Source organism: Paenibacillus terrisolis, assembly GCF_056171975.1.
The window spans coordinates 439,591-459,219 of sequence record NZ_JBKFGG010000005.1 but is presented as its reverse complement, the minus strand read 5'-3'; the positions used below and the strand labels follow the sequence as shown (position 1 = coordinate 459,219).

Genomic DNA, 19,629 nt, shown 5'->3' with positions numbered 1-19,629 from the left:
AAGTGTTCACATAAATTTTACAATGGAAGGCAGGCAAGATTCAATATGATCGTTTGTTGACAAATAACGCAATTTCCCGCAGATGAGAGCTCGACTTGTTTTCCGGCAGCCCCTTCAGTGCGTCCAGCGCTTTTTGGATGAACCGGTCCGCCAGATCCTCCGCGCGCCGAATTCCCGGACTGGTCCGGATCATTTCGATCGCCCGATTCACATGCCCGGTCCCATCCCCGGCTTGAATGCCGTGAATTTCCTGAAGCAGCGGCCCCCGCAGTTCCGGCTCCTGAAGGGCAAAAATGACCGGCAGCGTTATATTGCCTTGCCGCATATCGCTTCCGGGCGGCTTGCCGATCACCTTTTCCGTCCCGAACAAATCAAGCAAGTCGTCGCGGATTTGAAACGCCATCCCGACGTTGTATCCGTAACGATACAGCAGCGAACTTGTTTTCGCCGGTGCCTCAGCCGCCATAGCCCCGAGCTGGCAGCTGATCGCAATCAGCAGCGCGGTTTTGCGGCGAATCCGCCGCAGATAATTTCTCACCGTTTGCTCGGTATTGAAAAAATCGCGGATTTGCTCCATTTCGCCGATGGACATTTCAACCATCGCTTTGGCTAAAATGCGGTGTATGTAGGGGTTGCCGAGCTGGGTAACCATCATTAGCGCCTTGGCGTAAATGTAATCGCCGGTATACATTGCAATCCGGCTGTCCCATTTAGCTTTGACGGTCGGTTTTCCCCGCCGGGTCTCCGCGTCATCAATCACATCGTCATGCACCAGCGACGCGGAATGAATCAATTCCAGAGGTACGGCCACATTTTGCAGCCGGCTTAAATCGTATTCTCCGAATTTGCCGCCAAGCAGCACAAATATCGGACGGAGCCGTTTTCCCCCCGCCTTCAGAAGATGCATGGATGTCTCGCCCAGCAGCTCTGCATCGCCGTCGATGCTCCGGTACAGCTGATGCTCGATGAAATCCATATCCTTCTTCAATGCGCCGAAAATATCCATTAGTTTCATTCTTTCACCCGTGTCAGCGTATTGTCGGTCCAAACGTTCATTTGGACCCGATGATCCAATAATCCCATTTCATAAGCATAACTGAAGTATAAAGCCAGTCCAGCCTGCTGTTTATCACTAAAATCATAACATATATTGGTGAAATAATGATGCCAATAATTCGGAGTCCCGCCGATTTCGCTGCAGGCTTCCGCCACAAGCGAGGTCAGATCTCTCAGACTTCTGCGCTTGCTTGCCGCAAACGCCTCGCACACCTCTGCCAGAAAAGCCGGATTCGCCTCGGCAAAATGCTTTTGTACGGCCCATACGGCAAAGGTCATGCCGTAACCGGTCCATCTTTTCCAGACTTCCCCCAAATCCGTCACGATATAACCATGGTCCCGCCAGGAGGCTTGAATGGCGTGATCGCCGATTAAAAGAGCCGCGTCGCTTTGCGCCATCATGGCGTCGAGATCGGGCTCGCTATCCCAATAAGTCGGCTTCGCGCCGTAGGCTTTTTCCATGATGATTTTCAGCAAATTGACTGAAGTGGCCGACGTGTTCGTCAACGCGATAACGCCGCCTCCGAGTTGCTCCGGCGGTTTCCGCGAAAACAGCAGGATCGAGTTGACCGGGCCGTCCGAACTGACGGACAAGTCCGGCAGCAGCCAAAACCGCTCGGATCCATAGCCAAAAGCGAAAGCGGACACCGGGGAGATATCCAGGGATCCGCTCAGCATTCCACGGTTCAGCAAAGACGGAACCTCCGTCACGAGCCGTGCTTTTTGCGACAGGGCTGAGGTCTGAAAATGCTGGAACACGGGCCAACAATTTGTATATTTAATCTTTCCGATGAGGATGTCGTCATTCTCCCGGTTGTTCATTTGAATCCCCCCATCTCGTAAAAAGAGAATGTTCAATGTTCAGACTGTCCAGCACCTTGCCTACCAGGAAAGACACTAAATCGTCGATGGTTTTAGGGCCAAAATAAAACGCCGGCATGGCCGGAATCATCCTTGCTCCAAGCCTGGCCAATTTCAGCATGTTCTCCAAATGAATAGCGTGAAGCGGCGTTTCGCGTGGGACCAGGATCAACTGGCGCCCTTCCTTAAGCATGACGTCCGCCGCGCGGGTCATCAAATTGTCGGAGGCCCCGTTTGCAATGGAGGAGAGCGTGCCCATCGAGCAAGGCATGACGATCATCCCTTGAACCAGGAAAGAACCGCTGGCAATAGATGCCCCGATATCGGCAATGGGATGGTAAGTTAAATGACTGGGAAGATCCCCGAATTTCTCGCGCAGGATTGCCTCCCGATCCGTTATGTTCCAGTCGAGTTCTTCTTTGATCACCCGCCAACCTGCATTTGAAACCACAAGATGGACGGGGTATTCCATCCGAAGCAGCGTTTCCACCAGCTTGACGCCGTAAATGGAACCGCTGGCTCCGGTAATACCGACGACGATTGCTTTATTCTTGGGCTCAGACATCAGTAATAACGCACCACCAAATCGATCAAGGTGAAGGAAAACACAACGATGCTAAGCACGCCGTTCATCATGAAAAAGGCGGTCTGCAAACGGCTGAGATCACCGGGCGACACAATGTGATGCTCATAGAACAGGATCAGATACGCGATGATCATCCCGGCAATATACCACCAGCCCAAGTCAGTCAGCAACAGCAGGGCGATAAATCCGGCTGCAGTGATAATATGGAAGACTTGAGCGATTTTCAGCGATTTCGCCACTCCGAAACGAACAGGGATGGAGTGCAAACCTTCTTTTAAGTCGAACTCCACGTCCTGACAGGAATAGATAATGTCAAAGCCTGCGACCCAGAAGGTGATCGTAAAGAAGAACACCATCGCCGCCCAGTCAACTTTGCCGGTGACCGCCGCCCAACCTCCAAGCGGGGCGAGCGCGATCGTAAGACCAAGCACGACGTGGCACAACCAGGTGAATCGTTTCGTATAAGAATAAAAGACAAGCATGACGACCGCGATCGGCAGCAGCTTCATCGCAAGCGGATTCAGCTCGGCCGCCGCCCAGAACAGCAGCGCAAACGAGGCGATAATGAATACCGTGACTTCTCCGATCTTCAGCAAACCGGCCGGGATCGCCCGGTTCGCCGTGCGCGGGTTCTTCGCATCGCTGACTCGGTCGATAAGGCGATTGAGCCCCATCGCCGCGCTGCGGGCGCCAAACATCGCGAGCAGCACCCAGCCGATTTGCCCCCATGTCGGAAACTCATGAGTAACGACAACTGCACCGAGCAGCGCGCCCATAAAGGCAAAAGGGAGCGCAAACACCGTATGCTCGAACTTGATCATTTGCAGAAAAATTCCGATTTTTCTAAACATGCGACGTCTCCTTTTTCCCAAGATGAAGTGCGGCGATTCCGCCGGTTAAAGGATACGCTTCAACATTTACAAGTCCTACCTCCAGGAAGATTTGCGCGAGTTCCGCTCGGCCGGGAAATTGTGCCAGGGAATCCGGCAGCCACTTGTACTGCTCGTAACGTTTGGCTACCAGCTTGCCAAGCATCGGAAGCACTCTTTGAAAATAAAAATAATAAAGACCTTTAAACGGCTGCCAGGTCGGCTTGGACAGCTCCAGGCAAACGACCATCCCGCCGGGCTTGACCACCCGCCGCATCTCCCGCAGCACCTGGCGCAGGTCGGGCACGTTGCGCAGACCAAATCCGATCGTCGCATAGTCGAACGTGTTATCTTCGAACGGCAATTCCATAGCATTGCCCTGAATCAGGGAGATGCGGTCGTCCAGACCGCGCTCCGCCACTTTGCGGCGTCCGAACTCCAGCATGTTTTCGCTGAAGTCCAGCCCCGTAATCCGTCCTCCGCTGGCTTCCGCCATGCTGATGGTCCAGTCGCAGGTGCCGCAGCACAAATCGATCGCCGTGTCCCCCTGGGACATTTCCATCGCAGCCATCGTCCTTTTGCGCCAGGCTTTATGGCGTCTGAAACTTAAGAGATTATTCATCATGTCGTATTTCGGAGCGATGCTCTCAAAAACCGAGTGAACGAATTGCTCTTTGGATTTGGTCGTGGAATTACTCATGTTCATATACACCTATCCTTCTTGCACGGAACGGCGAGATGGCGACAGCACCGCGGCAAAAGGTTCAAGAATCTCTCTCAATTCGGAGCGTGAAGTCTCTTTCCCGCATTCAAGAAGAAGGGTTTGAACACGCTCTACCGACTGGCGAAGCAAAGACAAAAGCTGCTCTTTAACGTTGTATTTGACCAACAGCAGCGACCATTCCCGGTCCTCAAGCTTGCGGGAGGCCAAAAACTGTCTGTCCTCGCCGGTTCCGGTTTCCATAATCCGCAGATAAGCGTAACCCTGACGGCGGTGCGGCAGTTCGGCGCTGGAATTCATCTCGTCGAGCATGACTTCGCAACGGCTTAATTCCGCAAGCAGCAGGCGCCACAGATTTTGTGCCGGTTTGTCCAATAAATGTGTGAAAGAAAGAAAAAGCCCCATTTTGACATGGACGCATTCTTTCAGATACTCTTCAGCGGGAACCAACATCCGCTTTAATCTCGTGTAGAGACCTACTTTAAGCCGGTTCACCTCGCAGATCGCCGCACTCATGGCGGACACGACGCCGATCTCTCCCGATTTGGCCAGCAGATCATAGAACACGCCGCTGAAATAATCCCCCGCCAGCACCTTTAGCTGGCGCGAGCGCATTACGCGGGTTTCGTCCGGCGTTTCCTCTTCAAGGCCTACACCGTCATGGGTGTCCATGCCAAGCTGAACCAGGAACGCCGCAAGCGCGCAGGCTTCGGCCGACTGCATCGCACCGTTTTCCCGGTCGTTCAAAAACGTATAAAGCAAGCGAACACGGGGCACCGGGAACTCCGGAAGCGCCGTGTGTGCTGAAATCATGTCATAAGAGACATACTTTTGTGCCAATTCCGTTACGCGATAAGGTTTCATTCATCCTTAGCCTCCGAGCCGTCTGTTTCTTTCCTTTGAAAACACATTTCCATAAAAGATGTCACAATCTTGTCCATTATAGCACAAGTTATATCCGTTCGCACGAAGGGCAGGCTCATTTTCGGGCAAAAAAACCGTGATCCCGCGGCTAATTACGGAATCTCGATTTCCATAATTGGGTTTCCGTGATCCTAAACATTTCCTTTAGCTCATCGGGCAGTTCCTGATTGCCCCCATGACGCAATTTCATATAAGCGGTTTCCGACCACTCGCCCCGGCGCACATCCGCCGCAAGCAGCAAATATCTTGTCCCGAGCCACCGGTCTTCCGCCATAAGACGAAGCAGCAGTTGGTCGATATTGCCGGTATGCTCGAAAGAGAACGCCATAATCTCGGCCATCCCCCGATAAATTTGCTCCGGGCTGAAGTTATCCTCAGTCACCTTCAAATCAACCGATAGAATCCCTCGAGCCAAGTCAACCTTGGAAATCGGCAAAGGAAGATCCAACTCACCAAGTTCGTCCACCAAATTCCCGTTGGTCAATTCCAAGGGTCTGGTGCCGGCAAACGCGGTAAATGCCCGAAGCGAAGCCCCGCTTTTTCCGCTCACCCAGGACAAGGAAGCCATAACCATCGCCGCGCAAAGCGTCAGAGCAAGCGCCTGCAGCATCACTTTATACTTCATGGGGCAGTCCCCTTTCTTTTAACCCGGCGATCATGACTCTTCACCAAGTCCACAAGTAGTCCCATACCCCATTGTACAAAGAAAAAAAGCAGGCTATGCCTGCAAAATAAAATCAATCTTCCGTATCGATCTTTCCGTGCTTCGTATATACGATCGCTTTTCCACGCACCTTCACCGCCGAGGTGTGGTCCGTAAATTGCGCGATCAGGACTTCGCCTTTATCGAGCTTCTCCGTATGATGAAACCGCGTGTCTTTTCCCCGGGTCAATCCGATGACCGTAACGCCCTGCTCCTTGGCCTTCACAACAAAGTAATCTCCGCTGGTGGCCTCATTCTCGCCCGAGCCCGTCCGCTCTTGATTGTCCATATTCGGCTGCTCCTCTCTGAATGTTGGTTTCTCTGTTTTTGAAAAGAAAAAGCCGTGAACGATTGCCCACGGTCTTTTGCACGGAAGATATGTAGAAATCTTTATTTAATTCCGTCTTTGAGCGCTTTACCCGGTTTGAACGCTGGGATTTTGCTCGCAGGGATTTCGATTTCCTCTCCGGTTTGCGGGTTGCGGCCTTTGCGGGCGGAACGCTCGCGAACTTCGAAATTGCCGAAGCCGACCAATTGAACTTTGTCTCCGTTTTGAAGCGCTGCTGAAATGGCTTCGAAAACAGCATCAACCGCTTTCGTTGCGTCTTTTTTGGACAATTCCGTGCTTTCTGCCACTTGAGAAACCAAGTCGGATTTGTTCATCATGATTCACCTCCCCATTAAGGAAATAACACCACTCTGCTATTCTGTCTTTCCGTTTTGCTGCAGAATATACGTTATGCCGCGCCAAATCCATACAAATTCCCGTAAAAATGCCGTTTGGGCGCTGTTTTATAGGCGCGGAACAAACTTATAGTAATACAGCCGATTCATAATTTCAAGTTATTTACTGCCGAATGAGTAATATTTGCCTGCAAAAAAACAACCGCACGCAGCCGTTACCGGCATACGTGCGGTTGTTGAGGAGGAATTGCCAAGTTTTCTTCATGATCAAAAGCTGATTACTCTACTGCCTACAGAATGATGGCGATGAGTCCGCCGGAGCCTTCGTTGATGATCCGTCCCAGCGTCTCCTGCAATTTGTATCGGGCGTTATCCGGCATCATCGCGATTTTGCCTTGAATTCCTTCTCTGACGATGGAATGCAGCGAACGGCCGAATATATCGGATTCCCAGATCTTGATCGGATCGTTTTCGAAATCCTGCATCAGATAACGGACGAGTTCTTCGCTTTGTTTCTCGGTGCCGATGATCGGCGCAAATTCCGATTCGACGTCCACGCGGATCATATGGATGGACGGCGCCGTAGCTTTCAGTCTAACGCCGAATCTGGAGCCCTGGCGAATCAATTCGGGCTCGTCAAGAGCCATTTCGGCCAGCGACGGAGCCGCAATGCCGTATCCGGTCGTTTTCACCATTTCCAGCGCTTCGCTAAACCGGTCATACTCCCGTTTCGCATGGGTAAATTCCTGCATCAGCTGCAGCAGATGGTCCTTGCCGCGTATTTCGACCCCGACCACTTCCATCAGGATGTTATCATACAAATCGTCCGGAGCGTACAAATCGATCTCCGCAACGCCTTGGCCCATATTTAAACCGCTGAGACCGGCCCGGTCGATGAAATCGTATTCCATGAAATTGCTTACAACCCGGTCGACATCCCGCAAGCGGCGAATATCCTTCACCGTATCGCGGACGGAGTTTTCATAATTGCTGCGCAGCCAGTGATTTTCGTTCAGCACCATGACCCAGCTCGGCAGATTAACGTTGACTTCATGTACCGGGAACTCGTACAGCACTTCACGCAGAACGCCGGTGACATCCTCTTCGGTCATCGTCGCCGCGCTGAGCGTGATGACGGGAATGTCGTATTTTGCCGCTAATTCGCCGCGCAGCTGCAAGGTTTCCTCGCTATTTGGCCGCGTGGAATTGATGACCAGCACGAACGGTTTGCCGACTTCCTTCAATTCGGCAACGACTCGCTCCTCGGATTCCACGTAAGAATACCGCGGGATATCGGCGATCGTACCATCCGTCGTTACCACGACACCCAGCGTGGAATGCTCCTGAATCACTTTTCGCGTGCCGATTTCCGCCGCTTCCTGAAACGGAATCGGCTCTTCGAACCAAGGCGTTGTAATCATGCGCGGACCGTTTTCGTCTTCGTAGCCTTTTGCGCCTTCCACGGCATAGCCGACGCAATCCACCAATCTTACGTTGACTTCCAGTCCTTCCGCCACCTTGATTTGCACCGCGTTGTTCGGGACAAATTTCGGTTCCGTGGTCATGATCGTTTTGCCTGCGGCGCTTTGCGGAAGTTCATCCACAGCCCGAACCCGGTCGGCTTCGCTGGCAATGTTCGGCAGAACCACCGTCTCCATGAACCGCTTGATGAAGGTTGATTTTCCCGTTCGGACAGCTCCGACGACACCCAGATAAATATCCCCTCCGGTACGTTCGGCTATGTCCTTAAAAATGTCCACTTTCTCCAATACCAATGATATCCCCTCCTCAAATTTCGCCGAAGGAAAAATGCCTTGAGAGCATCCGCTTCGTTATTCACCATTTTTTTCAACATCACTGCTACGGCAGGAGCGGCAGCTCCTCTTGCCCGTGTCCGCCGCCGCAAACCACTGTGAGAGCACCTGAACGAAGCGGCGTTAACTCGTACATGCATTTGGACTAGTATCATCATATGTACCAGATGCGGAAATATGACGGAGTTCACCGTTCAAGTCCACTTTTTTTGCGAGAGTCGTTGATGATCGCCCCGAACAAGGCGGGCACGCAACCGCCATAATTCATTTGTATGACTCTATGGAATAAAGTATGACGCTACAAAAAAAGCCCGGATTTCTCCGGACTTAAAAATGCGAGACTGCTATGAATAGATATAAGGGTCTATGATTCCATAAAAGGAACCGGTTCTCCGCCAACCCAGCGATACGGAAGCGACTTCACCGGCACGAAATCGGAATGTTCGGTCAACCATTCCCGCAAATCCTTTTCGCTGCCGCTCGGTTTCGTTTCGGAACGGTCGATCGCCTGCATGATATCGTAGGCATAATCAAGATACACTCTTCCTTGCTGGTCCATCAAAAAAGGCAGTAATTCGCCCGAATAAACGCTTTGAACCTCAAAACTTTCAGCTCCGATATGTGATAAATCCACGGTAAACAGGCCCGGATAAGTCTCTTCCGGCTTCAACGATGGCAGTTCTCCGGCATGCGAGTCCCGGAATTGACCAACTCGCCTCGCCACATCGTTGACTTTCTGCACCGTCGCTAAATCCATGATCTTTACGGCGGGATCCCTTTCTTCGTCGATGACGAGAAAATAGAAGTCTCCGCCTTTCTCGAAAGCGGCCGAAGGGATTTGATCGACATACCCTTTCTTGTTCAACCGATCCAGGTCGATGCGGAATTTTTCATATTTCGGCGTCTCCGGCCCGGCCGTAAATATCGGTAAAATCCCCTGTTCCTCCTGAAACCGGTCCACCGCCCGCTGGATACGGTCAACGCTTTCGCGGTAAGAGGGCGGCCCCTCCCGGAGCTGTGCCCCACGGTACATGCAGCCGGTCAAAACCGTAATCATCCCCAAAACAAGAAGCAGGCAGGGAACGGACTTGGCCATTCTCCCCATGCGGCATGTTGACACGGACATGTTCACCCTTTTCGTAAATTTTCGAGTAAGCCTGCTCACCACAGCGAATCGTCATCAGCACATTTTTGCTCCAACTGCTTGCGAATCGCCGCCTTAAGCGGATCTTCCGGCAGAGTAACTTCCGCTTGCCCTTTGATCTTCGCTTGGCAGGAAAGCCGAATTCCCTGCTCCAGAAGCGGTCCGAGCTTCCGGCGCTCGGCTTCGGTTGGCGGAGTTAGCTCCATCGCCTTGTCCCTGCCGACCTCGACTTTGCACATCAGGCATCCGGCTGTGCCGCCGCAGCGGGTAGCAATGTGAATGCGGGCTTCCCGTGCCGCACGCAGCACGCTGGTTCCGGGACTTACTTTGACCGTCTTGCCCTGCGGCCGGAAGGTGATTTGCAGAGGTAAGGCGTTTCCCATGTCAGTTCTCCTCCCGATGCTCGCTCCAAGGCAAAGACAACAAAGGCAGATTTAAGATTTCGGCCATTTTGCCCACCACGTCCGCATTCCAGGCATTCCGCATCAATATTTCTGCAATCAACGGAAAATGATGATCAGGCTTTCTGCGAATCGCATCCGCAATAGGCAAATACCGGTCGACCCGTCCGCGAAGCACGTTAAACACAAATTCGTGCGCCAGCGGGGTCACGCGCAGCCGGATAGCTTCAAGCCGAGCTTCCGGCGCGGCTTTCACCAGAACTTCGCCGATCTCGGTCCGGTACACGGCCCCCTGCGCTCGGACTTCAAAGCCGCCAACCAGTTCCATCGTTAACCCGGCCATTTTGTAATGGCTAAGACGGGAGGCATAAATCCCGCTCTTATCGAACCGCGGTTCGTCTATTGCCAAATCCCCCAGGTTCCGATGCAAAATCATGACGTCTTCGGCATCCGCGTAAACGTCAAGATCTCGAGGCTGAGCTCCCAGAGCGACTCCCTGGAGCCATAAGCTGCAACTGCCGCCGAGCAGCCAAGGCACCGCTTCCGTTCCGCCTTCGCTCAGTCTTGCGCCCAACTGTCGCAATGCTTCGGCTACTTCGGGGTACGCCGCCGTGTTTATTCCGTTCATGTCTATTCCTTCTCTCCAGGTTCCCGGTATCGTTCCGGGCATTCAGGTAATCGAAACAAGGCCGGTCAGGAAACCCGCCAGCATAATCACGAAGGCGATCAAGGTCAAAATTCCTTTGAAAACGCCTTTCGTCTTCGTCCGGGCAAAAGTCACCAAAAATACGGACAACCCCATAATGAGAATGGCTACGATCGACAACCACATCTTCGTCATTGCATCCATCGGCGCACGCTCCCATTGGAATATTGATATGATGAATATTATAGCATTTCGGACGCATAAGAAAAACGCCTATTGAAGTAAAAAAAAGCCCTGCGGCTCAAAAAGCCGCAAGGCCAAATTTACTGCTTAGAAAACATAAACGTCTCTATTTCTTTAGCATCAATTTCATCAAGGCTTCCATATTGGACGAATTCATGCCGCTTTTTTTGACGGCACCGATGATTTCCGTAATTGTGCTTTCCGTAACGGGTACTTTTGCCATCGCCGAAACCTGTTTGATCAGCTTACGCAGCTCGGCATCGCTTTGCAGCGTCGCCGGCTTCACCGTGCTGGCCAATTTTTTGACCGACCCCTCCGTAATGCTTTTCCCCGCTTTTTTATTGATGGCATTCAAGGCTTCTTTGGAAATTTTGCTCATGCTTTCGCCTCCTCCGTTGTCCTCTCTCAGCAGTGTATGAGGAGGGCTATTCATTGGTGTTAGGCGGAAGCTGACTTCCTTTCCGAGAGACCTTTCCTATTCGGCGGCAATCCGTCAGGTATGCCACTGCTCCCAGGTTTCCAGCGACATGACTTCCATCTCCGTTTTCTTGTCGCGACCCATGAGCGCCTCAACGGCCGTCCGCGGGTCAAGCTCCTCAAATAAAACGTGATACAGCTGACGAGCGATTGGCATTTGAACCTGATATTTCTCTGAAATGGTATGCGCCGCTTTCGTCGTGCGTATCCCTTCCACGACCATCCCCATGGAGCTCAGCACCGTTTCAAGAGGTTTCCCTTCTCCAAGCATGAAGCCAGCGCGCCAGTTCCGGCTGTGTCGGCTGGTCGCCGTCACGACGAGGTCCCCGATGCCGGCAAGACCGGCAAAAGTCAACGGGTTTGCGCCCATTTCCACGCCAATCCTTGTAATTTCGGCAAGCCCGCGAGTAAGCAGCGCGGCCTTCGCGTTATCTCCGTAACCCAAGCCATCCGACATTCCCGCGCCCAGCGCAATGATATTCTTTAATGCGCCGGCCAGCTCAACGCCAATCATATCCCGGTTCGTATAAACGCGAAAATAAGGGTTCATGAACAGGTCCTGGGCCAATGCGGCCTGCTTTTCTTCCAAAGAAGCCACGACAACGGTAGTCGGGCAGCGTTTGACAACTTCCTCCGCGTGGCTTGGACCGGACAATACGACAACCCGTCCCTCGTCACAGCCAAGCTCCTCGGAAATAACCGTCGATATCCGCTTCAGGCTTTCCGTTTCAAACCCTTTGGTCGCATGAACGACCAGCATGTCCTCATGCCAATGCGGCTTCAGCGCACGGGCCACTTCCCGGACCGCCGAAGAGGGAGCGACTATGACAACGGCTTGAGCTCCGGCTACCGCTTCGCCCATATCGGTAGTTGCCTTGAGATTCGGGGAGAGCTCAACGCCGGGCAAAAAACGCTCGTTCCGGTGCCGAACGTTGATTTCGTTCATTTGCGCCTCATTGCGCGTCCATACGGATACGTCCATTTTCTTGTCGGCAAGCACACTGGCCAAAGCCGTTCCCCAGCTGCCCGCCACCAGCACGGCCGCTTTGTCAAACAACACGATCTCCTCCCCTGGAACCTATCTTGTTTTCCTTACCCCGGGCAATTTTCACAATGTTGGTGCGATGTCTCCAGAAAGCGAAAACCGCAATAATTAAGCTCATCCAGAAATAGGGGCCGAACTCACCGGAAAACGCAAGGAATATCGGGGTCAGGAAAACGAAAATCAATGAACCAAGCGATACATACCGGGTAAAGACGATCGACAGAATCGCGATGATTCCGGCATACAGCGCCGGAAGGAAAAACAAGGTGGCCATCACTCCGATGGTTGTGGAAATGCCCTTACCTCCGCGAAAGCGGAAATAGACAGGCCAGTTATGTCCGACTATCGCGGCAATCCCGCATAGCGCCGGAACCCATTCCGAGCCGGTACCCAGCCACTTTCCGATCCAAACGGCGGCAATGCCTTTGAGGATATCAAGCGCCAGTACAAGAATCGCCGGTCCTTTTCCTAGTACCCGCAGCGTATTGGTAGCTCCAGCATTTCCGCTGCCGTGCTGACGGATGTCAATTCCTTTCAAAATCTTGGCCAGCACGACGCTAAAGCTGACTGAACCTAACAAATAGCAGATAATTACAGCGAGTACGGGTAAAATCACCTTATTCTCCCCTAACCTTCATCAGACTTGCGGCGCGTGAACAGCCGGATTGGCGTTCCCTCGAAATCAAATGCCGCACGGATTTTATTTTCCAAATACCGTTCGTACGAGAAGTGCATCAGCTCCGGATCGTTGACGAACACGACGATCGTCGGCGGTTTCACCGCTACCTGCGTAACATAGTTAATCCTTAGCCGCCGGCCCTTATCCGTTGGAGGAGGATTTATCGCAATCGCATCGGAGACCACGTCGTTAAGCAGATGAGTCTGCACCCGTTTGGTATGCTGATCCGCCGCATGCTGCACGACCGGCAGCAGCTTATGTAAACGCTGCTTGGTTTTCGCCGACAAAAACACGATCGGCGCATATGTCATGAACAGGAAGTGATCGCGAATTTTTTGCTCAAATTGGTGCATTGTTTTATCGTCTTTCTCGACGACATCCCATTTGTTTACGACGAAAATGGATGCCTTGCCGGCCTCATAAGCATAACCGGCTATATGCTTGTCCTGCTCGATAATCCCTTCTTCGCCATTAATCAGCACAAGCACGACATCGGCCCGTTCTATCGCCTTCATGGCCCGCATCACACTGTATTTCTCCGTTGTTTCGTAAACCTTGCCGCGTTTTCTCATGCCGGCCGTATCGATGAGCACATAACGCTGGCCGTCCTTCTCGAACGGCGTATCGATCGCGTCACGGGTTGTCCCGGCAATGTCGCTGACGATAACGCGTTCCTCACCTAAAATGGCGTTGACCAAAGATGACTTTCCGACGTTTGGTCTGCCGATCAGCGCAACGCGTATTACATCCTCATCGTATTCGTCATCCGTTAGTTCAGGCAGATTGGCCGCGATGGCGTCAAGCAAATCGCCAATCCCTGTGCCATGGCTGCCTGAAACGGCGATCGGTTCGCCAAATCCTAAATTGTAAAACTCGTAAATATTTTCGACTCGCCCGATATTATCGACTTTATTCACCGCGACAACAATCGGTTTGCCCGATCGGAACAACAAATTCGCCACTTCCTCATCCGAAGAAGTGACGCCAGCCTTGGCGTCGCACATAAAAATGATCACGTCCGCCTCTTCAATGGCCAATTCCGCCTGCATGCGAATCGATTTCAAAATCGGTTCCTCATCGTCCAACTCGATACCTCCGGTATCGATAATACTAAAAGCTTTGCCGTTCCATTCCGAAGCGCCGTAAATCCGGTCACGCGTAATTCCCGGCTTATCTTCGACAATGGCGAGCCGGTCGCCGATAATGCGGTTGAAAATCGTAGATTTTCCCACATTCGGCCTGCCGACAATGGCCACTACGGGTCTTGCCATAGACATTCCTCCTAGAAATATTACATCAGTAAACGGGTTCCCTGCTCCAGTTCATAGATAGTCTTAATTGAAATCTCTATATATAAAATGAACCATATCTTCTCGGGATACACGTAATTCATCATAACAAAAAAACGGCTAAATGGCTAACTGGAAACAGCTTAAACCCAAATGTCCACACAACAAAATCGGCGAACCCGCTTCAGGGGGTTCGCCGATAATCAAGCTTGCTTCCGTTCCCGCTTATTTCAGTTTGCTCAGCTTGTCGCCGAAACGCTCTCCCAGCGTGATGCTGAGGCCTTGATTGCTAAGCGAAACATTTGGATTGTCGCCCAGATCTTCTTTCTTCACGCTGCTGCCGCCTCTGGAAGGTTTTTCAGCCTTCGGAGCCGGGGCCGGAGCTTCCTCGGTTTCCTTAATGCTAAGGCTAACGCGTTTTTCCGCAGGATTTACGTCAAGCACTTTCACTTGAACCGTTTGACCTTCTTTCAATACTTCATGCGGAGTACCGATATGTTTATGGGAAATTTGAGAGATATGAACGAGTCCTTCGACACCTGGAGCCACTTCAACAAAAGCACCAAAGTTGACCAGACGTTTCACTTCGCCGCTAACGATATCGCCGATATGGAATTGTTCGGCAGCCGTATCCCAAGGACCTGGTGTTGCGGCTTTAATGCTAAGGCTGATCTTCCCTTTTTCCGGATCCACTTTAAGTACCTTAACTTTTACTTGTTGGCCTTCGGAAAGCACGTCAGCCGGTTTTTCGACATGGTTCCACGCGATTTCGGAAACGTGTACCAATCCGTCTACTCCGCCTACATCCACGAATGCCCCAAACTGGGTAAGGCGTTGGACAGTGCCTTCAAGAACTTGGCCTTCCTTAAGTTCGCCCATAACTTTCAATTTGTTGGCTTCGAATTCTTCGTCGAGCACATCTTTTTGAGAGAGGATGACCTTGTTGTTCTCACGGTCAAGTTCCTTCACTTTAACGCGAAGCGTACGTCCTTTGTAATCGCTGAAATCTTCAACGAAGTGACGTTCCACCATCGACGCCGGAATGAAGCCGCGTACGCCTACATCCGCAACGATCCCGCCTTTAACAACATCGGCGACCGTTACTTCAAATGTTTCTTTGCTTTCGAAACGTTTTTCGAGCTCTTCCCATGCGTTTTCGCCGTCGATAGCCCGTTTGGAAAGCACCAGGCGTTCTTTTTCGTCGTCGATACTGACGACTCTGGTTTCCACTTCTTGGCCTACTTGAACGGCATCCGAAGCGTTGTCCAGGTGAACGGAGGACAATTCGCGAATAGGAATAACGCCGTCATATTTATATCCAATGCTTACATAAGCTTGGTTATCATCGATTTTGATGATCGTTCCTTTGACGGTGTCCCCTTTTTTCAAGGATACGATTTGTTCCATTTGATCCTGACTCACTACCTCAGAAGCTTCTTGAACATTTTTTGTTTCTTCCGACATGTCAATACCCTCCTCAATTCAAAAACCCATTTATTTAAACCCGCGTAAAGCGAAGTTCAAAACATTCTTCTAACTCATAGCTTACCAAATGTTTGCTGCCTTCATGCATAGATGCCCGAAAGCAAAAGTTACAGACGTTTCAATTCCGCGATGGCGGACATAATTTTCTCTGTAGCCTGTTCAGCCGCATCCGGATTTTTCCCCTCTTTAAACTCAGAGAGATCAATCGGCGGACCGTACACTACTTTCATTTTACGAAATAATTTATAATTGCCGATAACAGCCACCGGCACGACGGCAGCATCGCTGCGCAGAGCAAAAGTTGCCGCGCCTCTCTTGCCGATTCCGCCTTCATCGCCCTTCATGCGATGCCCTTCCGGGAAAATTCCCATGACGTGACCGCCGCGGAGCAAATTCAGCGCCGTCTTGATCGATTCCTTACTGACGCCTCCCCGTTTGACCGGAAAAGCCCCCAGCTCTTTGATTAGCCAACCAAAGCCGAAAATATTGAACAATTCCTGTTTGGCCATGAAATGCACTTTCCGTTTCAGTAGAATGCCAATTGTAGGAGGATCATAAAGACTGATGTGGTTTGAACAAAGAAGAACCCCGCCTTCGTTTGGAATATGCTCCAAACCGCTGGCTTCCAGACGGAAGATCAATTTGTAAATCAAGCGCAGCACACTTCGACAAAAACGGTAGATCATCCTTGTTTTCTCTCACTCCCATAAGATCTGCACATGTCCACAATCGTTTCGACAACTTCGTCAACGGACATGTCGGTCGTATCAAGCAGCGTCGCGTCATCCGCCTGTCGGAGAGGAGAGACTTTGCGCTCCTGATCCAAACGGTCGCGTTCGGCGATATCCTTTACCAGTTGCTCGAACGAGACTTCAGGCTCTTTCATTTCCAAAAATCTGCGACGCGCCCGTTCCTCGACGCTGGCGGTCATGTAAACTTTGACCTCCGCGTCCGGCAGGACGGTGGTTCCGATATCGCGTCCATCCATCACGACGCCTTTGCGCAAAGCCATTTGCCGCTGTAAAGAGACCAGCCTTTCGCGCAGCCCCTCGATTTGCGCATATCGGGATACCTGAGCATTTACGGCTTGGGTGCGAATTTTGTCCGTTACCTCAAGTCCGTTTAGTTTGACCTGCTGTCCCTCTTCTCCGGGCAATAATTCAATAACCAGATCGGGCAGCATTTGAAGCACTTCTTCGACATTTTCGGGCTCTACTCCCTGATTTTGAAAATACCAGGTCGAAGCCCGGTACATCGCGCCGGTGTCGACATAAACGTAAGACAGCTTGCCAGCAACCATGCGGGCAATCGTGCTCTTGCCTGCCCCGGCCGGACCGTCAATCGCGATGTTGATCTTGTCGTAAGATGTTGACGCCACACTTGCCAAAAGGGCCTTCCTCCTCAATACACGTTCTCAAGAAAAAAGCAGGCATTGCCTGCGACGTGAAAATTATACCACACAAAGCCATTGGATGCAAAAACATCCGGCGGTTGACGGGATTTTACCGCCTTATGTCCCGGTGAACCGGAACCCCTTCATATTTATCCGCCGTCGCCAAATATTGACGGAGCGCCGGAACGCGCAGCGCAGCTTGAAATAGGCACAATGAGACCAAAAGCACGATCAAAGCCTTTTTGAACCAGGATTCCACCCGCTCGGAGAACAGCAAAAACAGCTTCGTGTATTGTTCGTCATCGCCTTCTACTTGCCGCTTCATATCGCTTACCTACTTTCGAAAAAAATCGGATATGCCTAGGATATCCATTTTTCGGAAGGAAGAACCCGGGATGACCGGAAATTAGCGGTTTTTAAAGTCAAATTGGCGTTCAAAACAGTAACGGATGAGCTTCTGCCGTTCCATATCGGAAATGCTCACAAATTTAAGCATGACCAGTACCCGATCCGACTCCAGCTTCTTTGTGCGTACTACTTCCGCTTCAAATGGCGCATGGTCGATCGCCCCGTTCTTGAAAGGAATCAGCAGCCAGCAATACAGTTGGTCTCCCTGGGAGAGTTTGTATCTGCTGCTGCAGAACAGGGAAACTCCCCCGCCGCCGACGTCTTCCGTATGGGTGACGAACCTTGTGTTGTCGCTCAGCTTCACGGCAATTTCAAGTTCGGCAGGGACACGCAAAAAGTTGCGGCGCTGAATTTTGGTAATCGTTTCCGGATCCGGTTTACGAATGCGGACCAGTTGAACGACATCGTCGGCAAAACCGAGCACATATGTATTGAAAAAATTTTTGACTCCGGCTTCCGTGATGAAATAGATGGACAATTCATCGCCAATATAGAGCCGTTTCATCCTTCCGCTCCCGCTTTCAATCGGGACCTCGATCAGGAACGACTCCTCCTCCACTTCGGCAATTCGCGACTTGCATTCCTTGTCCATGCTTTTCTTGTCTGTGGATGCTACCTGTATGTAGACCAAATCATTAACTTTAGGAAACAAGTTTCCCCCACCTACCCCATTATTTAGGTCATTCTACGGAAATATGAACGCTATTCTATTTAATTATAACATGTCAGAGAGTTGATGGGAGGTGAAAAATTAGGATATGCAAAAGAGAACGTCCTCTATGCTCGTGGACGTTCTCAAAATGATTGTCGTTCGCAAATTATGATTTGGCGCCTGCCCCGGTCACCGCGTTTCTGACTTCTTCGATGACCTCCTCATTTCCGTTGTCGGCGTTAATGAATATCCGGTACTGCGAGCCGTTGATTCCCCCGCCAAATTCATACGTCAGCACCTTTTGCGACAGCTCGTTTTCGATTTGGGCCAGCCGATGATATTTGACTTTGAAATCGGGATTCAAAAACTTTTTCGCTTTCGCCGCCGTCAGTTTGGGCGCTTTGATCTTTTGCCGGTTGTCGTGCTCGTAAACGTAATCGCTCGCCTGCATCCCGGTAATCTGGCCGTTGTCCAACGCCACTCTGACCGAAATTTTTTCCGGATAGATGAGCACTTTGCCCTGTCTGCTAACGAAAGTGAAATTGCCGATATTATCGTACTCGTCATACGAAACCGGAGTTAAACCCTTATACCCTTTTTTAGTTAAAAACGCATCCGCCCGGATTCTTGCCGCATCGGCACTCACCGTTTTCGGGCCCACTCCCCGGTTATGGGAATATGAAATCAAGTGTCCGCCGTTTCTCGTAAAATCCAGCGTCCATGACTCCCCTTTTTTATTCCCTTTTACGTTAGCGGTGTAGGAAGCCCATTCCGTGCCGCGGCCGTTTTCCACCACTTTGATCCCCGCCGTATCTTTCGTTCCGATAAATCGGGCGGTTTGCCGTTTGATATCATCCACCGTGATCGGCGTACCGCCGAGTTTCTTGACCGAACGTTTGTTGTACATGCTGGAGATGGAAGGCCCCCAGTCAAGCTCGGGGTATTCACCGACTTTTTTGTCAACGGTTTTGAAGCCATCGATAATCGTATTGTCCTTTGGCTCTTTATTGCTGGCGAGCGCGGTCTCAACATCCATCCAGCGAAGCCGGTTTGAAATGACTTTATTTTGAACGCCCTGCAGGTCTTTCGTTATCTGGGCGGAACTTTTATAAAGCTCTTTCAGGTTTTTCACCTCGCCGTCGGAAAGCGGTTGTTTCGTTAAATCCCGGACGGCGGTTTGATAGGAAAATTTCGAAATCCGCGACAAAAAATCTTCCGTCTTGTTAAAGGGCAAGAGGGTTAAAGGAAGCTGGTTGATTTCGTTTTGCGCTTCACTGGTAATGCGCCAAACGTTAACGAGACCTTTACGCTGCGATCCGGTTGAAGCCGAATGGACGGCCAGGGTATTCCCGAGCTCGCCGTGCAGCTTGTCTACGTGATAAGACAAATCGTGGAAAGCCCGCTGATACTGGTTTTCCGCTTTGATCAATATCGAATTTTTCTCTTGATTTTCTTGATAACCCCATACCAAAGCGCCAATCAACAGCACCGTGGCGATCGGAAACAATATCGCGCTTAATCGTTTATACATCGGTTCAGGCACTCTCCT

The 19,629-nt window shown here is 51.3% G+C and carries 24 protein-coding genes; all 24 read right to left on the bottom strand.

Features of this window, described 5'->3' with window-relative positions; all coding sequences use genetic code 11:
- Window positions 1-40: 40 nt before the first annotated feature.
- The 24 genes from ACI48K_RS07520 to ypeB all read right to left on the bottom strand — a co-directional run bounded on the left by ACI48K_RS07520 (window position 41) and on the right by ypeB (window position 19,611).
- Window positions 41-1,015 carry a polyprenyl synthetase family protein gene (locus ACI48K_RS07520; RefSeq protein ID WP_475026940.1) on the bottom strand — a complete coding sequence of 325 codons (975 nt, stop codon included), beginning with the start codon at window positions 1,013-1,015 and terminating at the stop codon, window positions 41-43.
- Window positions 1,012-1,878 (bottom strand): menaquinone biosynthesis protein, encoded by an 867-nt coding sequence (locus ACI48K_RS07515; RefSeq protein ID WP_475026939.1) that lies wholly within the window; start codon window positions 1,876-1,878, stop codon window positions 1,012-1,014. The genes ACI48K_RS07520 and ACI48K_RS07515 overlap by 4 nt, the downstream gene beginning before the upstream one ends.
- Window positions 1,859-2,482, bottom strand: a complete 624-nt coding sequence (locus ACI48K_RS07510) for a UbiX family flavin prenyltransferase (RefSeq protein WP_475026938.1) — start codon at window positions 2,480-2,482, stop codon at window positions 1,859-1,861. The genes ACI48K_RS07515 and ACI48K_RS07510 overlap by 20 nt, the downstream gene beginning before the upstream one ends.
- The gene (locus tag ACI48K_RS07505) at window positions 2,482-3,354 is read right to left on the bottom strand and encodes a UbiA-like polyprenyltransferase (protein ID WP_475026937.1); all 873 of its coding nucleotides are present in this window, start codon (window positions 3,352-3,354) and stop codon (window positions 2,482-2,484) included. The genes ACI48K_RS07510 and ACI48K_RS07505 overlap by 1 nt, the downstream gene beginning before the upstream one ends.
- The gene (locus ACI48K_RS07500; RefSeq protein ID WP_475026981.1) at window positions 3,347-4,072 is read right to left on the bottom strand and encodes a demethylmenaquinone methyltransferase; all 726 of its coding nucleotides are present in this window, start codon (window positions 4,070-4,072) and stop codon (window positions 3,347-3,349) included. Before ACI48K_RS07500 ends, ACI48K_RS07505 begins: the two co-directional genes overlap by 8 nt.
- A gap of 12 nt (window positions 4,073-4,084) precedes the next feature.
- Complete coding sequence (locus tag ACI48K_RS07495) at window positions 4,085-4,957, bottom strand: heptaprenyl diphosphate synthase component 1 (RefSeq protein WP_475026936.1); 873 nt, start codon at window positions 4,955-4,957, stop codon at window positions 4,085-4,087.
- A gap of 148 nt (window positions 4,958-5,105) precedes the next feature.
- Entirely contained in the window at window positions 5,106-5,642 is a 537-nt protein-coding gene (locus ACI48K_RS07490; RefSeq protein ID WP_475026935.1) for a hypothetical protein, read from the bottom strand.
- A 112-nt stretch (window positions 5,643-5,754) separates the two neighbouring features.
- A complete protein-coding gene (gene mtrB, locus ACI48K_RS07485) occupies window positions 5,755-6,009 on the bottom strand; it encodes a trp RNA-binding attenuation protein MtrB (protein WP_475026934.1) in 255 nt (84 codons plus the stop codon).
- A 101-nt stretch (window positions 6,010-6,110) separates the two neighbouring features.
- Window positions 6,111-6,383: an HU family DNA-binding protein gene (locus tag ACI48K_RS07480; protein ID WP_475026980.1), complete on the bottom strand. Its 273-nt coding sequence runs from the start codon at window positions 6,381-6,383 to the stop codon at window positions 6,111-6,113.
- 311 nt (window positions 6,384-6,694) lie between these two features.
- The gene (gene spoIVA / locus ACI48K_RS07475; protein ID WP_475026979.1) at window positions 6,695-8,173 is read right to left on the bottom strand and encodes a stage IV sporulation protein A; all 1,479 of its coding nucleotides are present in this window, start codon (window positions 8,171-8,173) and stop codon (window positions 6,695-6,697) included.
- Between the two features lie 409 nt (window positions 8,174-8,582).
- Complete coding sequence (locus ACI48K_RS07470) at window positions 8,583-9,338, bottom strand: hypothetical protein (protein ID WP_475026933.1); 756 nt, start codon at window positions 9,336-9,338, stop codon at window positions 8,583-8,585.
- 41 nt (window positions 9,339-9,379) lie between these two features.
- Window positions 9,380-9,745, bottom strand: a complete 366-nt coding sequence (locus ACI48K_RS07465; protein ID WP_475026932.1) for a 2Fe-2S iron-sulfur cluster-binding protein — start codon at window positions 9,743-9,745, stop codon at window positions 9,380-9,382.
- Window position 9,746: 1 nt separating this feature from the next.
- On the bottom strand, window positions 9,747-10,391 hold the full coding sequence (locus ACI48K_RS07460) for a nucleotidyltransferase family protein (protein WP_475026931.1): 645 nt from the start codon (window positions 10,389-10,391) through the stop codon (window positions 9,747-9,749).
- Between the two features lie 42 nt (window positions 10,392-10,433).
- A complete protein-coding gene (locus ACI48K_RS07455) occupies window positions 10,434-10,613 on the bottom strand; it encodes a DUF2768 family protein (RefSeq protein ID WP_475026930.1) in 180 nt (59 codons plus the stop codon).
- A gap of 145 nt (window positions 10,614-10,758) precedes the next feature.
- Window positions 10,759-11,031, bottom strand: coding sequence for a stage VI sporulation protein F (locus tag ACI48K_RS07450; protein WP_475026929.1), 273 nt, complete (start codon window positions 11,029-11,031; stop codon window positions 10,759-10,761).
- A 114-nt stretch (window positions 11,032-11,145) separates the two neighbouring features.
- A complete protein-coding gene (locus ACI48K_RS07445) occupies window positions 11,146-12,186 on the bottom strand; it encodes an NAD(P)H-dependent glycerol-3-phosphate dehydrogenase (protein WP_475026978.1) in 1,041 nt (346 codons plus the stop codon).
- The gene (plsY, locus tag ACI48K_RS07440; protein ID WP_475026928.1) at window positions 12,179-12,790 is read right to left on the bottom strand and encodes a glycerol-3-phosphate 1-O-acyltransferase PlsY; all 612 of its coding nucleotides are present in this window, start codon (window positions 12,788-12,790) and stop codon (window positions 12,179-12,181) included. The genes ACI48K_RS07445 and plsY overlap by 8 nt, the downstream gene beginning before the upstream one ends.
- A gap of 11 nt (window positions 12,791-12,801) precedes the next feature.
- On the bottom strand, window positions 12,802-14,124 hold the full coding sequence (gene der, locus ACI48K_RS07435) for a ribosome biogenesis GTPase Der (RefSeq protein WP_475026927.1): 1,323 nt from the start codon (window positions 14,122-14,124) through the stop codon (window positions 12,802-12,804).
- Window positions 14,125-14,367: 243 nt separating this feature from the next.
- Window positions 14,368-15,606 carry a 30S ribosomal protein S1 gene (rpsA, locus tag ACI48K_RS07430; protein WP_475026926.1) on the bottom strand — a complete coding sequence of 413 codons (1,239 nt, stop codon included), beginning with the start codon at window positions 15,604-15,606 and terminating at the stop codon, window positions 14,368-14,370.
- A 128-nt stretch (window positions 15,607-15,734) separates the two neighbouring features.
- Window positions 15,735-16,313: a lysophospholipid acyltransferase family protein gene (locus ACI48K_RS07425; RefSeq protein ID WP_475026925.1), complete on the bottom strand. Its 579-nt coding sequence runs from the start codon at window positions 16,311-16,313 to the stop codon at window positions 15,735-15,737.
- Entirely contained in the window at window positions 16,310-17,014 is a 705-nt protein-coding gene (gene cmk / locus ACI48K_RS07420; protein ID WP_475026924.1) for a (d)CMP kinase, read from the bottom strand. The genes ACI48K_RS07425 and cmk overlap by 4 nt, the downstream gene beginning before the upstream one ends.
- Window positions 17,015-17,129: 115 nt before the next feature.
- On the bottom strand, window positions 17,130-17,345 hold the full coding sequence (locus tag ACI48K_RS07415; RefSeq protein WP_475026923.1) for a hypothetical protein: 216 nt from the start codon (window positions 17,343-17,345) through the stop codon (window positions 17,130-17,132).
- A gap of 81 nt (window positions 17,346-17,426) precedes the next feature.
- Entirely contained in the window at window positions 17,427-18,080 is a 654-nt protein-coding gene (locus ACI48K_RS07410; RefSeq protein ID WP_475026922.1) for a flagellar brake protein, read from the bottom strand.
- A 166-nt stretch (window positions 18,081-18,246) separates the two neighbouring features.
- Entirely contained in the window at window positions 18,247-19,611 is a 1,365-nt protein-coding gene (gene ypeB, locus ACI48K_RS07405; RefSeq protein WP_475026921.1) for a germination protein YpeB, read from the bottom strand.
- Between the last annotated feature and the right edge of the window lie 18 nt (window positions 19,612-19,629).

What these genes read in the sequence shown, in the direction of transcription:
- ACI48K_RS07495 (WP_475026936.1), bottom strand. Translation starts at nt 4,957, where the DNA reads ATGAAACCTTATCGCGTAACGGAATTGGCACAAAAGTATGTCTCTTAT.
- ACI48K_RS07515 (WP_475026939.1), bottom strand. Translation starts at nt 1,878, where the DNA reads ATGAACAACCGGGAGAATGACGACATCCTCATCGGAAAGATTAAATAT.
- ACI48K_RS07415 (WP_475026923.1), bottom strand. Translation starts at nt 17,345, where the DNA reads ATGAAGCGGCAAGTAGAAGGCGATGACGAACAATACACGAAGCTGTTT.
- ACI48K_RS07450 (WP_475026929.1), bottom strand. Translation starts at nt 11,031, where the DNA reads ATGAGCAAAATTTCCAAAGAAGCCTTGAATGCCATCAATAAAAAAGCG.
- ypeB (WP_475026921.1), bottom strand. Translation starts at nt 19,611, where the DNA reads ATGTATAAACGATTAAGCGCGATATTGTTTCCGATCGCCACGGTGCTG.
- ACI48K_RS07490 (WP_475026935.1), bottom strand. Translation starts at nt 5,642, where the DNA reads ATGAAGTATAAAGTGATGCTGCAGGCGCTTGCTCTGACGCTTTGCGCG.
- ACI48K_RS07520 (WP_475026940.1), bottom strand. Translation starts at nt 1,015, where the DNA reads ATGAAACTAATGGATATTTTCGGCGCATTGAAGAAGGATATGGATTTC.
- mtrB (WP_475026934.1), bottom strand. Translation starts at nt 6,009, where the DNA reads ATGGACAATCAAGAGCGGACGGGCTCGGGCGAGAATGAGGCCACCAGC.
- ACI48K_RS07510 (WP_475026938.1), bottom strand. Translation starts at nt 2,482, where the DNA reads ATGTCTGAGCCCAAGAATAAAGCAATCGTCGTCGGTATTACCGGAGCC.
- ACI48K_RS07465 (WP_475026932.1), bottom strand. Translation starts at nt 9,745, where the DNA reads ATGGGAAACGCCTTACCTCTGCAAATCACCTTCCGGCCGCAGGGCAAG.
- rpsA (WP_475026926.1), bottom strand. Translation starts at nt 15,606, where the DNA reads ATGTCGGAAGAAACAAAAAATGTTCAAGAAGCTTCTGAGGTAGTGAGT.
- ACI48K_RS07505 (WP_475026937.1), bottom strand. Translation starts at nt 3,354, where the DNA reads ATGTTTAGAAAAATCGGAATTTTTCTGCAAATGATCAAGTTCGAGCAT.
- ACI48K_RS07455 (WP_475026930.1), bottom strand. Translation starts at nt 10,613, where the DNA reads ATGGATGCAATGACGAAGATGTGGTTGTCGATCGTAGCCATTCTCATT.
- ACI48K_RS07460 (WP_475026931.1), bottom strand. Translation starts at nt 10,391, where the DNA reads ATGAACGGAATAAACACGGCGGCGTACCCCGAAGTAGCCGAAGCATTG.
- ACI48K_RS07500 (WP_475026981.1), bottom strand. Translation starts at nt 4,072, where the DNA reads ATGAGTAATTCCACGACCAAATCCAAAGAGCAATTCGTTCACTCGGTT.
- ACI48K_RS07425 (WP_475026925.1), bottom strand. Translation starts at nt 16,313, where the DNA reads ATGATCTACCGTTTTTGTCGAAGTGTGCTGCGCTTGATTTACAAATTG.
- der (WP_475026927.1), bottom strand. Translation starts at nt 14,124, where the DNA reads ATGGCAAGACCCGTAGTGGCCATTGTCGGCAGGCCGAATGTGGGAAAA.
- ACI48K_RS07480 (WP_475026980.1), bottom strand. Translation starts at nt 6,383, where the DNA reads ATGAACAAATCCGACTTGGTTTCTCAAGTGGCAGAAAGCACGGAATTG.